We start from the raw sequence: 14504 nt of genomic DNA, 5'->3' as shown, positions 1-14504 counted from the left end.
ATTGATGCAAGGCCTTGTTGCCAAAAACTTTCATCATGCAAAACCTTATCCTCGCCTCAACCTCACCTTATCGCAGGGAATTGCTCGCTCGCCTTGGCATCCCGTTCATCACCGCCAACCCTGAAACCGACGAAACCGCCCTGCCCGGCGAAGCCCCGGAAGCGCTGGCATTACGCCTATCCGAAGCGAAAGCCAGAGCGGTTGCCAACACCCACCCGGATGCACTGATTATCGGCAGTGACCAGGTTGCTACGGTCAACGGCAAAATTTACGGAAAACCCGGGACGCACGAACGAGCCGTCGAACAATTACGCGAACTCTCCGGCCAAACCGTCAACTTTTTTACCGGGCTGTGCCTGTATAACGCCCGCTCCGGCAGAACCGACGTTCGCGGGGTGCCGACACTGGTCACCTTCCGCACCCTCAGCGACAGCGAAATCGAAAATTATCTGCGCCGAGAACCCGCCTACAATTGCGCCGGCTCAGCCAAATCCGAAGGACTGGGGATTGCCCTGCTGGCCGCCATGCACGGCGACGACCCAACCGCCCTGATTGGCCTGCCGCTGATTGCCCTATGCGACATGCTGCGCCAGCAAGGCACGGGGATACTGTGATGACAGGCACGCTCTACCTGATTCCCGTTCCGCTCGGCCCGGTCTCTCCCCAGGACAACCTGCACCCCAATATTCTGGCAACCATCCGGCCACTGACCCACTTTGTCGTTGAGCAGGCGAAAAGTGCCCGCGCCTTTCTGAAAGCCGCCGGTACCGATCTGCCACTCCAGGAACTGCAGCTTGACGAACTGAACGAACACACCAAGACAGACGCTCTCGATCGCCTGCTGGCACCACTACGCGCCGGCCACAACGTCGGACTGCTGTCCGAAGCCGGCTGCCCCGCCGTCGCCGACCCGGGCGCCAATCTGGTTGCCTTGGCGCAACAGGAAAACATCCGTGTTGTACCGCTGGTCGGCCCCTCCTCGCCGCTCCTGGCTCTCATGGCCTCCGGCCTCAATGGTCAGCGCTTTGCTTTTCTGGGATATTTACCCGCCAAGGAAGTCGACCGCAACAAAGCCCTGCGTGAACTGGAAACCGATTCGCGCAAGCACAAACAGACGCAGCTATTTATCGAAACGCCTTACCGCAACCGGGCCATGTTCGATGCCATCCTGCAAACCTGCCAACCGGCAAGTCGCCTGTGCGTCGCAACAGACCTGACCTTACCCGGCGAGTCGATACAGACACGCACGATTGCCCAGTGGAAAAAACAAACGCCGCCCGAAATCGAGCGGCGTCCGACAGTCTTCCTGCTACTGGCGTAATCAGTTCAGGCGAAAGCCAAATCCACTACTGGAAAATCCACGCCAGAAACTGTCGACCGCACCTGCACCCAGTCGCTTGGCAAAGCGCTCGGCGATATTTTCCTTGATGGAGTAATCAAGCACATCTTCAACCTTGACCACGTCGCGCGCCACAGAATCAACGGTACCAAAATCATCAGCCAAACCCATTTTGATACTTTGTGCACCGGTCCACATCAAGCCGGAAAAAACCTCCGGATCATCCTTGAGCCGCTGACCGCGCCCAGTTTTTACGACCTCGATGAACTGGGCGTGAATATCGCTCAACAAGACTTTGGCATGCGCCTTATGCTCCTCAGCCTGCGGTGAAAACGGATCGAGAAACCCCTTGTTTTCGCCAGCCGTCAGCAAACGTCGCTCAACGCCCAATTTCTCCATCGTTCCGGTAAACCCGAAACCATCCATCAATACACCAATAGACCCAACCACGCTGGCCTTGTTAACGTAAATCCTGTCGGTTGCCGCTGCCACGTAATACCCCCCCGAGGCACAAACATCCTCGATCACGGTATAGATCGGCTTGTCCGGAAACTTGGTCCGCAAACGATGAATTTCATCATTGACCATACCGGCCTGAACCGGACTCCCCCCTGGACTATTGATGCGCAAAACCACAGCAACGGACTTTGGTGCATCGAATGCAGCATTCAGCGCAGAGATCAACCCCTCGGCATTGGCCTCCGACTTGGCGGCAATCACCCCTTGCAAATCGATCAGTGCAACATGCCGATCCGAGACGGTTTCCTTGTTCCACTCGACCATCGCAAAAAGAATGATCGCAATATATCCAAAACCGAGAAATTTGAAAAAAATCCCCCAGCGCCGCCGCGAACGCTGCTCTTCCAGCGTGGCAAAAGCCAGCTTCTCCAAGGTTTTGCGCTCCCAGCCGGGCTCGTTATCAGGGGGTTCAAGCTTGTCCATTTGGCTTATCCAGCAGTAAGAATATGTTTTCTCCGACCTCGCACACCGGCAAAGGTTTCAGCCCCCTGCCCTGACAACGGCCACCGAGGCAGCGCCCGGTATCCGGCGCGTAAAGTGCGCCATGAATGGCGCAAATCAAGTATAGCTTGGAATAGTCAAAGAACTCTCCGTGCTGCCAATCGAGTTCGGCTGGTACATGACCGCATTCGTTCACGTAGCCATAGACCTTCCCACGGTAACGCACAACAAACGCCGGCACATCACGTTCATTGCGGTCAACGGTAAAACGCACCCCTTTTCCACCATCCTCGAGCGCACCCGAGGCGCAAATCAGGCGTTTTTCTTCAGCCATGCGTCAAGTTCGGGAACATTATGCAGACAGGCAAGCGGCGCATGATCAAGCAGATGATCGTGCGGATGTGCGCCATAAGTAACTGCCAAGGCGCCAACACCAGCATTTTGTGCCATCAACAGATCGTGGGAAGTATCGCCAATCATCACCGTTGCCGCCTCCGGCATAGCAAACTCGAGCATCAACTCTTGCAACATTTGCGGATGCGGCTTGGAATGACATTCGTCGGCGCAACGCGAGGCCGAAAAAAGCGGCCGCAAACCGGAATGATCCAGCGCTCGCTCCAATCCGAGCCGACTCTTGCCCGTCGCCACCGCCAGGATGTGGCCAGCCGCCTTGAGGCGGGCCAGCATTTCCGGAACTCCATCAAACAGCAGCAAATCATGGTCACCGGATAAATAGTGAAAACGGTAACGTTCGATCATCACCGGATAGCTTTCCGGCGGCAGGTCCGGCACCGCATGCCGCATGGCATCTGCCAGACCAAGACCAATCACATGACGTGCCCGGGCATCTTCCGGTACAGGCAGATCGAGATCACGACAAGCCGCCTGAATGGCATGCACGATGGCGCCAGCGGAATCCAGCAAAGTACCATCCCAATCGAAAACCACAAGTTCGTATTTCATCGAGCATCCAGAATCTGCTGCAGGTTGTCCGCGGCGAATTCCCGCCCCCGATGGGCGTCGACCGCAGAAATATAACGACGAAGCCCCTCCGGCAACGGCGCGATGCATTCCATGGGGGCGCCGCTGAGCGGGTGGACAAAAGCCATCCGCCAGGCATGCAAGGCCATACGTTTCAAGCCAGCCGGACGCAGGCGCTTGTTCAGATTGAAGTCACCGTATTTTTCATCACCCAGAATAGGGAAACCGAGATGTGCCAGATGCACCCGAATCTGGTGTGTACGTCCAGTCTTCAACTGCGCTTCCAGCAGGCTCATTTCGGGCCACCGGGCCAGCAAACGAAACACTGTGTGCGACGCCTTGCCTTCCGTATTGACTGAAACCCGGCGCTCACCGCTATCCGTCAAGTATTTGAGCAGCGGCGCCTTGACGTGCTGCGTCGTATTCATCCAGCGCCCCTGAACCAGTACCAGATAGCGCTTGTCTGCTCCGGCACCATGCTCGCGGAACATGTCATGCAACGCAACCAGCGCCAGCCGTTTCTTGCCGACCAGCAAAATACCGGAGGTTTCGCGATCCAGGCGATGTGCCAACTCAAGGAATTTCGCTTGTGGTCGCTGACGGCGCAAAGCCTCAATGACGCCAAAGCTGACACCGCTGCCGCCGTGCACCGCGATGCCTTCGGGTTTGTCGATAACCAGCAAGGCCTCATCCTCATAGAGAATTGGCAAATCAACCCGCTGCTTGGCTGCTTCGTCGACTTCGTTTTGTGGCCTTTCGGCAATGCGGATCGGTGGAATGCGGATATTGTCACCCGCCACCAGTCGATAGGTTGCGTCCACCCGACCGCTATTTACCCGCACCTCGCCGCTACGCAGAATGCGATAAACATGGCTTTTCGGCACCCCCTTGCAGTGCCGCAACAAATAGTTGTCAAGGCGCTGGCCCTGAGCCTCTTCGTCGATCACAACATGGGTGACTGAATTGTTCCCTGCACCATTCATTTTCTAATATACTGCCTGCGTTTTACGTCTCGGTTTGAAGGGATGTCGAACCGTCAGACCGTCCGCCCTCGCGCTCCATGCGCGACCGCCATACGGCAGGCTACGAAGTCTCTCCCGTGCCAATTGCCCGGGACAAACCAACGTAAAACGACTGGTTAAGTTCACTCACCAAAAGTAGTGATGTTATCGGATAAGCTCGCCATAAGCACGCACGGATCGCCCGTCGCAGGAATTCCAGATCGCGCATTTCACAAAAAGACTCGCGATTATTTAACGATCAGCACATTCATCATCGCCTTTGCCTCCCAACATGACGCAACCCGATAACTGAACCTGTCGCTGCCTGCATGGGCGTTTCGTTGCAGTGTGCACAAGCGCGCTGGAGCCCCAATACAATGAAACGCATGCTCTTCAATGCGACACAGGCGGAAGAACTCCGTGTCGCCATTGTCGATGGTCAAAAACTGATTGATCTCGACATTGAATCTGCCGCCAAGGAACAACGTAAAAGCAATATTTACAAAGGCGTCATCACCCGTATCGAACCGTCGCTCGAAGCCTGCTTCGTCGACTACGGTGCAGAACGCCACGGTTTCCTGCCCTTCAAGGAAGTTTCACGGGCTTTTTTCCAGCCCGGTGTCGAACCCGGCAAGGCCAGAATTCAGGACGCCCTGAAAGAAGGCCAGGAACTGATCGTTCAGGTCGACAAGGACGAGCGTGGCAACAAGGGCGCCGCCCTCACCACCTACGTTTCGCTGGCTGGCCGCTATCTGGTCCTGATGCCGAACAACCCACGTGGTGGCGGTGTTTCACGTCGCGTTGATGGTGACGAACGTGCTGAATTGCGCGAAGTCATGGATCAACTGGAAGTGCCCGGCGGCATGAGCCTGATTGCCCGCACCGCAGCAATTGGCCGGCAAGCCGAAGAGCTGCAGTGGGACTTGAATTACCTGCTGCAACTGTGGACCGCCATCGAAGGCGCAGCCAATCAGCAAAAAGGCGCCTTCCTGATTTATCTCGAAGGCAGCTTGGTCATTCGCGCCATTCGCGACTACTTCCAGCCGGACATCGGGGAAATCCTGATCGACACCGATGAAGTGTACGAGCAGGCACGCGCCTTCATGGGCACGGTCATGCCGGGCAACATCAATCGCGTCAAGCGCTACAGCGACGATGTGCCGTTGTTTTCCCGCTTCCAGATCGAACACCAGATCGAAACCGCCTTCGTGCGCCAGGTCAACCTGCCGTCCGGCGGCGCCATCGTCATCGATCATACTGAGGCGCTGGTTGCGGTTGACGTCAACTCCGGTCGTGCCACCAAAGGTGCCGATATCGAAGAAACGGCCTTCAAGACGAATCTGGAAGCTGCGGAAGAACTGGCCCGCCAGCTTCGCCTGCGCGACCTGGGCGGCCTGATCGTCATCGACTTCATCGACATGGAAAACAGCAAGAACCAGCGTGAAGTCGAAAATCGCTTGCGTGATGCACTGCGCTTCGACCGCGCTCGTGTCCAGATGGGCAAAATCAGTCGCTTCGGGCTGATGGAACTTTCCCGCCAGCGTCTGCGCCCTGCCCTGGCCGAAACCAGTTACATCTCCTGCCCGCGCTGCACCGGCACCGGCCATATCCGCTCCACAGAATCCGCTGCGCTGCACATTCTGCGCATCCTGGAAGAGGAAGCGATGAAGGAAAACACCGGCGCCGTGCATGTTCAGGTTCCGGTCGATGTCGCCACCTTCCTACTGAACGAGAAACGTCCGGATATCCAGGCCATCGAGTTGCGTCACAAGGTCACCATTCTGTTGATTCCGAATGTGCACCTCGAAACACCAGCACACACGATTGTCCGTTTACGCCATGATGACCTGAACGGTGACGACGTGCGTGAGCCATCCTACAAGATGGTCGATCAGCCGATCGAAGAGGCCGCCAAGCAAGCCGCACAGCAAGAACATGCCAAACCGCGCCAGGAAGCTGCCATCAAGGGCATTTCTCCTGACCAGCCTGCGCCGATCATGGCAGACAAGCAGGAAGCAACAGAGTCGCCGCAACCGGTAGCACAGGAAGCTGGTCTGTTCGCCAAGATCGTTTCCTGGTTCCGCTCACCGGCCAAGCCCGTCATCGTCGAAGCAAAACCGGAAACACCTGCCCGCAAGGGGCGGGACTCCCGTGGTGGCGAAGGCCGGCGCGAACGCGGCGAAGGTCGCAGTGAAAATCGTCGTAACGGACGCAACAACAACCGGCGCGACGAAGAGCGCAGCGAACGGGGCGGTAACCGTAACGAACGTGGCGACAAGCCGGTTCGCGAAGAGTCAGAGGCGGCCGCAAACCCGAACGGGGAACGCCAAGAACGTCAGGAACGTCGTCCGCGCAAGGAACGCCGCGAACGCACTCCGACCGTAGCCAGCGAAAGCAAGCTCGCCGTCGAACAGGTACAACAAGAGGATCTGAACAACACTCAGCCGACGCAAACCGACAATCCGGCCAGCGATGACCAAAGCAACAGTCGCCGCAGAGGTCGCCGCGGTGGACGCGGCCGTAGCGAACGTCGCAATGAGCAGGAAAACAACGGCAATGATGGCGGAGTCAGTAATGAAGCCAGCCTCCCATTTACTGTTGCGGAATCAGCCAATCAGGAACCCGTCCTCGTCGTCATCCCGGCTGCAGAAAAGACCGTTGCCAGCATCGCTGCAGAAGCAAGCAATGAAGCTACGTCACATCCGACGGTTGTTGCAACAACACCAGTCGTTGTAACCGAACAGATCAACGAAACGCCTAAAGCTCAAGCGCCGGTTGCAGCAACAGTCGCTGTCGCTGAAGCGGCTGTCACCATTGCTGAACAAGCACCAGTCGTCACCCCGGTGGAAACCGCTCCGCTGCCAGTCAGCGAGCCTGTCGCAGTAGCCCCCCAGGAAATCTTTGCCGCACCTCAGGCCTTTGCGCCAGCCGTACAAACGGCAATCGAAACAGTCAGCGAAGAAATCCCACGTGCAGCCTCACAGATGAGCAGCGCTCCGATTGATATCGAAGCCACCTTGTCTGACAGTGGTCTGGTCATGGTGCAAACTACATCGCAATTTGTCGCACCCTCGATTGAACCGGCACCGGTCAAGCTGGGACGCCAGCGCAAGCCAAAGAGCAATGAAGCATCAGTTTCCGAACCACTGGTTTTGGTCGAAACGCAGAAATAAGAAATTTCAACCACATTAAAAAGGGCGTCCGTGAGACGCCCTTTTTTACGGCAGTAGAAACCACAAGCTCAACCGCTTGCAACCTTCTTTTTTAGATCATCAACCACGCCTTTTGCGGCATCCTCAACCATGTCCAGCACCAGATCGAAGCCATGACCCAAGCCATAGTACGGATCGGGAACCTCATCGTCGTCAAAATTTTGTGCGTAATCCATAAACAGTCGAATTTTGGGTAGTTGCTCCGGCGTTGCCATACGCTGCAGATTATCAAGATTGCTTTTGTCCATTGCCAAAATCAGGTCGAAATAGTCAAGATCCTGACCAGCCACCTTGCGCGCCCTTAATTGGGAAAGATCGTAACCGCGGATTGATGCTGCGCGCTGAGTTCTAGAATCCGGTGCTTCTCCGACGTGGTAACCGTGCGTTCCAGCGGAGTCAACTTCAATTTTGCTTCCCAAGCTATTGGTTTTTATGAATTTTCTTAATACACACTCGGCTGTCGGCGAACGACAGATATTGCCCATGCAGACAAGTAGCACGCGATAGTTCATTTCCTTGCCTCTCCATCAGGGTCGTGCTGCGCCGCGCCGAATACCTGCTCCCTGAGCCTGAACAGTTCGTCACGGGCCGCCGCCGCTTTTTCGAATTCCAGGTTTTTTGCGCACTCAAGCATCTGCTTTTCCAGGCGCTTGATTTCCCTGGCAACGGTTTTTTCATCCATAGCTTCGTAGACCGCACGCTGCTGTGCTGCCTTCAGCTCGGTCTGGGCCGATTCGGCGTTGTATACCCCGTCGATGATGTCCTTGATTTTCTTTGACACCCCACGAGGAACAATGCCGTGCTGAAGGTTGAATGCGATCTGCTTTTCGCGTCGCCGCTCCGTCTCGGCGATGGCTTTCTGCATGGATTGCGTAATCCTATCAGCGTAAAGGATGGCTGTGCCATGAATGTGCCGCGCCGCCCGACCAATGGTTTGAATCAAGGAGCGTTCGGAGCGCAGGAAACCTTCTTTATCGGCATCGAGAATAGCGACCAGCGAAACCTCAGGAATATCCAGTCCTTCACGCAGCAAATTGATCCCGACCAGCACGTCGAATTCGCCTAAGCGCAAATCTCGGATGATTTCAACGCGTTCGACCGTATCGATATCTGAATGCAGATAGCGCACTTTGATCTCATTATCGGCCAGAAAATCCGTCAGATCTTCCGCCATGCGCTTGGTCAAGGTTGTGACCAGCACACGCTCCCCCACTTCCACACGCTTGGTGATTTCACCCAGCAAATCGTCAACCTGAGTCGTTGCCGGCCGAACAATCACTTCTGGATCAATCAATCCAGTGGGACGTGCCACCTGCTCGACCACCTGACCAGCATGCTGATTCTCGTAATCTGCTGGCGTTGCCGAAACGAACACTGTCTGGCGCATGTGCGCCTCGAACTCATTGAATTGCAATGGCCGATTGTCGAGTGCCGATGGCAGGCGAAAACCGTAATCGACCAGGTTTTCCTTGCGCGAGCGATCGCCCTTAAACATCCCGCCAACCTGACCAATACTGACGTGCGACTCGTCGATAAACATCAATGCATCACGGGGCAGATAATCGATCAAGGTCGGTGGCGACTCCCCGGCCTTGCGTCCGGAAAAATGCCGCGAGTAATTCTCGATGCCTTTACAGAAACCAATCTGGTCGAGCATTTCAATATCGAAGCGGGTCCGTTGCTCGATGCGCTGCGCTTCCACCAGCTTGTCATTTTTCGTGAAGAAATCGATGCGTTCACGCAACTCCTGCTTGATCGCCTCAATGGCACGCACCACCGTAGCACGCGGCGTGACGTAATGCGACGCCGGGAAAACCGTAAAACGCAGCGCCTTGTGCAGCAATTGTCCGGTCAACGGGTCAAAAAACTGCAAATTCTCGATCTCGTCGTCAAACAAGGAAACCCGAATGGCGTGTTCGGCATGTTCTGCGGGGAAGATGTCGATGACGTCCCCCCGCACGCGAAAGATACCGCGATGAAAATCCATGTCGTTGCGCTCGTACTGCATGTCGGTCAGGCGCTTGACGATGTCGCGCTGGTCCAGTTTGTCACCGACACGCATCGTCAGGATCATGTTGTGATATTCGTCACGATCCCCAATACCGTAGATACACGACACGGTGGCGACGATCACTACGTCGCGCCGCTCAATCAGACTTTTGGTAGCTGACAAGCGCATTTGCTCAATATGATCGTTGATCGAACTATCCTTCTCGATGAACAGATCGCGTGACGGCACATAAGCCTCCGGCTGATAGTAATCGTAGTAAGAAACGAAATACTCAACCGAGTTTTCCGGAAAAAACTCCTTGAACTCGGAATACAACTGGGCGGCCAGCGTCTTGTTCGGCGCCAGTATCAGCGCCGGACGGCCGGTTCTGGCGATGACATTGGCCATCGTGTAAGTCTTGCCGGACCCCGTCACGCCAAGCAGCGTCTGGAAGGCAAGGCCATCCTCCACGCCCTCGACGAGCAAACGAATCGCCTCTGGTTGGTCACCAGCAGGAGGAAAAGGTTGATGCAATCGGTAAGGACTGCCCTCGAAGGTCACAACTGGGACGGGTGTCTGGGTTTCGCTCATGCTAAAATTTTAGGGTTTTGACGTCCGGCAAAGGTGCCGGACGAAACAGTTCATATCAGTTCATATTATTCCACGGAGTCTCTATGTCATCTTCGATCTTCGCTGCGGTAGAAATGGCCCCGCGCGACCCTATCCTCGGTCTGAATGAAGCCTTCAACGCGGACGCCCGCGATACCAAGGTCAACCTGGGTGTTGGCGTTTATTTCGACGATAACGGCAAGATTCCGCTGCTTGCCGCCGTCAAATCCGCTGAAGAAACCCGCCTGAAGGCTGCTCCACCGCGTGGTTATCAACCGATTGAAGGAGCGGCTGCCTACAATACCGCTGTCCAGAACCTGCTGTTCGGCAAAGACTCTGAACTGCTCGCTGCCGGCCGCGTCATCACGGCACAAGCCATTGGCGGTACTGGCGCCCTGAAAATTGGTGCCGACTATCTGAAGCGTCTGAATCCGGATGCCAAGGTTTACATCAGCAACCCGTCCTGGGAAAACCACCGCGCCCTGTTTGAAGCCGCCGGTTTCATCGTCGAGGACTATGCCTATTACGACGCCGCCACCCGTGGCGTGAACTTTACCGGCATGATGGCCGACCTCAACAAGATGGCACCGGGCTCCGTGGTCCTGTTGCACGCCTGCTGCCACAACCCGACCGGCGCCGACATGAGCGACGCCCAGTGGGGAGAAGTTGTCGCCATCTGCAAGGAACGTGGACTGGTACCCTTCCTCGACATGGCCTACCAAGGCTTTGCCGATGGCATCGATGATGACGCCGTGGCCATCCGCGCCTTCTCGGCATCCGGCTTGCAATTCTTCGCCTCCAGCTCGTTCTCCAAGAACTTCTCGCTGTACGGCGAACGTGTTGGTGCCTTGTCCGTCGTCACCGCATCCAAGGAAGAGTCGGCGCGCGTCATGTCGCAAGTCAAGCGCGTCATTCGCACCAATTACTCCAACCCGCCGATCCACGGTGGCGCCTTGGTGTCTTCCGTGCTCGCATCAGTCGAACTGCGTGCCCAGTGGGAAGCTGAACTGGCAGGCATGCGTGATCGTATTCGCGCCATGCGCTCCGGTCTGGTTGAAGCCATCAAGGCAACCGGTTGCCCTCAGGACTTCTCCTTTGTCGCCCAGCAGCGCGGCATGTTCTCCTACACCGGCCTGACCGCCGCTCAAGTTGAACGCATGAAGGAAGAATTTGGTATCTACGCCGTGTCGACCGGACGCATCTGCCTGGCGGCACTGAATACCAAGAACCTCGGTTACGTCGCCCAAGCCATCGCTACTGTAACCAAGTAACAACTTTCTGAAATAACCAAAAGGGCGGGAGTTTTCCCGCCCTTTTTACTTTTCCGTGACAAGCGTCAAGTTTGGCAAACGACCACTCAAGGCCAGCGGAACACGCGCACTCGCAACGGAAGAACGGGCGATCAGTAACAAGCGACCATCCACACTACCCTCTCTGGTTGCGACGAATTGCCCTGTTGCTGTCATCACGCCGGCATCCAGTTGAACGTTTCGCACAGCAACATGGCTGGCATCAATGCTGATACCAGCATTGAGCTTGTCAAACTTGGTGATTCCGGCATGTACAGTCGTCCCCGCAGCCCCGCGCGCTGCTTCACCCAAGTTCACCCCATGGATAACGCCACGGACAATTTCTGCATCGATTTGTGCTGTTGCCGCACGCCACAGGCTCCCCCAATCAGCGCCTCGACTCTGCAGACGCAAAGTTCCACTCAAATCACCTTCAACGTTCATCAATGGGGCCAGATCAGCAGAAACCTTGCGCATATCAATACGCGCCAGAAACCCCATGCCACTCATACTCAACTCGCTGCCCCAAGACAAGGTCCAGTCCCCTTTGAGCAAGCCGCCAAGAAACGTGGTATCAATTTCAGAAACACTCAACTTATCCGCTCGTAAAAGCCCCTTGGCCTGCAACGATGCAAAATTGATCGGCAATCCTGCGGGGCGCCAGGCACGTCCTTCAATCGAAAGCGCAATACCCGCAGCGTCAGGCAGCGCTTTGAGCAGCAAACTACGCTCCGGTGTTTCCAATGTTGCACTGGAAAATTTTCCGGAAACAAAATCCAGGTTCCCATTCAACGGGCCAAAAATAATCGACGCCCCCGTGTTGACCGCAAGATTACTTACGGCAATCCGACGCAACATACTTGATGAAAAGGGTTTAGCCGTAGTCAGGTTTGCAAAAGCAAGCAAATAATGAACGGGAAGCACAGGATCAACAACGGAGATCTCTTCTGCTGTACCCATACCACCCAATATGAGCTTCCATGGTTCATGTATCTGAATCACCGCAAGCCGGCCCTGCCCCTCCCCCAGACGAATTCCTTGGAGAGAAAGATGCGGACGTGGCAGCAGTTTCAGAGATACATCATCGATTTTTACGGGAATCTGCAAGGCAGCAGAAAGCGTTTGCTCAAGACCAAGCTTATGACGTTGATACGGATAAAACGCCGCAACGACAATACAAAGCAGCAATATTGCCATCAAGCCAGCAAAAATCATGGCGATTAGGGAACGATGATTCCCGGATGGCGCAAGATCGTTGGACTCTTTAAGCGCAGCAACCTTGACTCTCTCAGACTTTTTGTTGCTACTTTCCGGCGCTGGAAGTACAGGCTTACCAAATGAAGAGAATTTACTCGACTGACTATGCGCCGATGCAAGACTTGCCGGTCCTTTGGCGGAACCGAAAGTTGAAAACTGGGAACTGGCCGAGAGCTGCTCCTTGCGTACAACCTGCAAGCCCATCTCCCAAGCCGATTCAGCTTGTGCCAAGGGAACAATATAGCCTCCCTTTTCCAATTCACAAATCGCACCTTCAACCAGATTGGCATTGCCGATTTTGGCCGAGAGCTCACCGACGCTGAGCTTTCCATCCACCTGGACCAGAACCATTCTCAGGTTACGCTGAACAACCCGCGTACTCTGACGAACGGCCTCCTCTCCGATTGGGGTTTTCGCATAGACCACACCGGCATTCATCGACTAATTTCCAATTCCGTAATCGACCAAAAACGTTTGACGAAGCTGGATTCTACTCTTATAATGCGCGCTTCTGTTCCTCGATAGCTCAGTCGGTAGAGCGCCGGACTGTTAATCCGTAGGTCCCTGGTTCGAGCCCAGGTCGGGGAGCCATAGTTTCAAGCAAAAAACCCAGTCGATGACTGGGTTTTTTGCTTTTCAGAATATGGTTTAACACACTGCGACCTGCAAGCATTTTTGATTTACCCACTTGTTGGCTTCCAGCCGAGTAATGATAATCTGCAGCATGCGTAACGAAACTCCCCATACAGAACTCTCCCCGGCCTCGCTTGCTTCCTCGCCAATAGTCGGCAATGCCAGCCATGCGACGGGAACGCTGGTCGACAAATATGGGCGCCATGTAACCTACGTTCGCCTGTCGATTACTGATCGCTGTGATTTTCGATGCACTTATTGCATGGCTGAAGAAATGACTTTTTTGCCGCGCCAGGAAGTCATGAGTCTGGAAGAGTCACTTCAAGTCGCAAAAACCTTCGTCGATCTAGGTGTCACGAAATTACGCATTACCGGCGGAGAACCTCTGGTACGCAAGAACGTCATGTGGCTGATTGAGCGGCTAGGAGCCTTGGCTGGCCTGGAAAATCTAGTGCTAACCACCAACGGCTCCCAACTGGAGCGCTTTGCGGCACCATTGAAAGCCGCGGGTGTCCGGCGACTCAACATCAGTCTCGACACACTCAAGCCTGAACGATTCAAGGAAATCACCCGGATTGGTGACCTAGATAAAGTATTGCGCGGCATTGATGCGGCGACAAACGCTGGATTTCGACGGACAAAACTCAATACTGTCATGATGCGGGGTACCAATGACGATGAATTCGTCGATCTGGTCCGTTTTGCCATGACCAAAGAACTGGATATATCCTTCATTGAAGAAATGCCCCTTGGCGAAATCCATGGCCGGAACAACACATATATCTCGTCCGAGGAAACCCTTGCACTGCTTGGCCGACATTTCGAATTGCTTCCATCGACCGAGAGTTCAGGGGGCCCTGCTCGCTATTGGCGAATTCCTGGCAGCGAGTCGCGTATCGGCTTCATTTCCCCACACAGTCACAACTTTTGCGACACCTGCAACCGTGTCCGTGTCACCGCCAAGGGGGAGCTCTATCCTTGTCTGGGGCAAAATGATGCACTCAACCTGTTGCCCGTATTGCGCACCGGCACAGATGATGCGGCACTACGTCAGGCGATCGTAGACAGCATGGGAATCAAACCCTTTGGGCATGATTTCACGCAACAAATGGATGCCCCACAAGTTGTCCGCTTCATGTCGATGACAGGCGGCTGAAAACCGCCACAAGCCGATGCCAAACACACGCCTTCCCTGGAACTCATCACTCCAGCACCCGTTTCTGGCAACTTTTG

The 14504-nt window shown here is 55.2% G+C and carries 12 protein-coding genes and 1 tRNA gene; 6 read left to right on the top strand and 7 right to left on the bottom strand.

What is annotated here, in order from left to right:
• Positions 1-35: 35 nt before the first annotated feature.
• Positions 36-614 carry a Maf family nucleotide pyrophosphatase gene (locus RCI20_RS04720; protein ID WP_306603412.1) on the top strand — a complete coding sequence of 193 codons (579 nt, stop codon included), beginning with the start codon at positions 36-38 and terminating at the stop codon, positions 612-614.
• On the top strand, positions 614-1321 hold the full coding sequence (locus RCI20_RS04715) for an SAM-dependent methyltransferase (protein WP_306603411.1): 708 nt from the start codon (positions 614-616) through the stop codon (positions 1319-1321). Before RCI20_RS04720 ends, RCI20_RS04715 begins: the two co-directional genes overlap by 1 nt.
• Here the strand turns inward: RCI20_RS04715 and RCI20_RS04710 are convergent, their stop codons facing one another.
• Genes RCI20_RS04710 through RCI20_RS04695 form a run of 4 tightly spaced genes read right to left on the bottom strand, consistent with a single transcriptional unit; the run spans position 1322 to position 4263 of the window.
• Positions 1322-2281 (bottom strand): S49 family peptidase, encoded by a 960-nt coding sequence (locus RCI20_RS04710; RefSeq protein WP_306603410.1) that lies wholly within the window; start codon positions 2279-2281, stop codon positions 1322-1324. It abuts the gene before it with no gap.
• Positions 2268-2633: a Rieske 2Fe-2S domain-containing protein gene (locus RCI20_RS04705; RefSeq protein WP_306603409.1), complete on the bottom strand. Its 366-nt coding sequence runs from the start codon at positions 2631-2633 to the stop codon at positions 2268-2270. The genes RCI20_RS04710 and RCI20_RS04705 overlap by 14 nt, the downstream gene beginning before the upstream one ends.
• The gene (locus RCI20_RS04700; RefSeq protein WP_306603408.1) at positions 2612-3262 is read right to left on the bottom strand and encodes an HAD family hydrolase; all 651 of its coding nucleotides are present in this window, start codon (positions 3260-3262) and stop codon (positions 2612-2614) included. Before RCI20_RS04700 ends, RCI20_RS04705 begins: the two co-directional genes overlap by 22 nt.
• Positions 3259-4263 (bottom strand): RluA family pseudouridine synthase, encoded by a 1005-nt coding sequence (locus RCI20_RS04695; protein WP_306603407.1) that lies wholly within the window; start codon positions 4261-4263, stop codon positions 3259-3261. The genes RCI20_RS04700 and RCI20_RS04695 overlap by 4 nt, the downstream gene beginning before the upstream one ends.
• Positions 4264-4658: 395 nt before the next feature.
• Between RCI20_RS04695 and RCI20_RS04690 the strand changes: the two genes are divergently transcribed.
• Positions 4659-7454 carry an Rne/Rng family ribonuclease gene (locus RCI20_RS04690; RefSeq protein WP_306603406.1) on the top strand — a complete coding sequence of 932 codons (2796 nt, stop codon included), beginning with the start codon at positions 4659-4661 and terminating at the stop codon, positions 7452-7454.
• A 68-nt stretch (positions 7455-7522) separates the two neighbouring features.
• Here RCI20_RS04690 and RCI20_RS04685 read toward each other — a convergent pair whose 3' ends face one another.
• Positions 7523-8005: a low molecular weight protein-tyrosine-phosphatase gene (locus RCI20_RS04685; RefSeq protein WP_306603405.1), complete on the bottom strand. Its 483-nt coding sequence runs from the start codon at positions 8003-8005 to the stop codon at positions 7523-7525.
• Entirely contained in the window at positions 8002-10074 is a 2073-nt protein-coding gene (uvrB, locus tag RCI20_RS04680) for an excinuclease ABC subunit UvrB (protein ID WP_306603404.1), read from the bottom strand. The genes RCI20_RS04685 and uvrB overlap by 4 nt, the downstream gene beginning before the upstream one ends.
• A gap of 83 nt (positions 10075-10157) precedes the next feature.
• Between uvrB and RCI20_RS04675 the strand changes: the two genes are divergently transcribed.
• Complete coding sequence (locus RCI20_RS04675) at positions 10158-11363, top strand: amino acid aminotransferase (protein WP_306603403.1); 1206 nt, start codon at positions 10158-10160, stop codon at positions 11361-11363.
• 45 nt (positions 11364-11408) lie between these two features.
• Here RCI20_RS04675 and RCI20_RS04670 read toward each other — a convergent pair whose 3' ends face one another.
• The gene (locus RCI20_RS04670) at positions 11409-13076 is read right to left on the bottom strand and encodes an AsmA-like C-terminal region-containing protein (protein ID WP_306603402.1); all 1668 of its coding nucleotides are present in this window, start codon (positions 13074-13076) and stop codon (positions 11409-11411) included.
• A gap of 77 nt (positions 13077-13153) precedes the next feature.
• Here RCI20_RS04670 and RCI20_RS04665 point away from each other — a divergent pair.
• Both RCI20_RS04665 and moaA read left to right on the top strand, forming a co-directional pair.
• Positions 13154-13229, top strand: a tRNA-Asn gene (locus tag RCI20_RS04665).
• Between the two features lie 133 nt (positions 13230-13362).
• Entirely contained in the window at positions 13363-14427 is a 1065-nt protein-coding gene (gene moaA, locus RCI20_RS04660) for a GTP 3',8-cyclase MoaA (protein ID WP_306603401.1), read from the top strand.
• The last annotated feature ends 77 nt before the right edge of the window (positions 14428-14504 follow it).

The organism is Azonexus sp. (assembly GCF_030824335.1).
Lineage (GTDB): Bacteria > Pseudomonadota > Gammaproteobacteria > Burkholderiales > Rhodocyclaceae > Azonexus.
The sequence above is the reverse complement of the archived record's forward strand: the minus strand, read 5'-3'. Positions and strand labels throughout refer to the sequence as shown.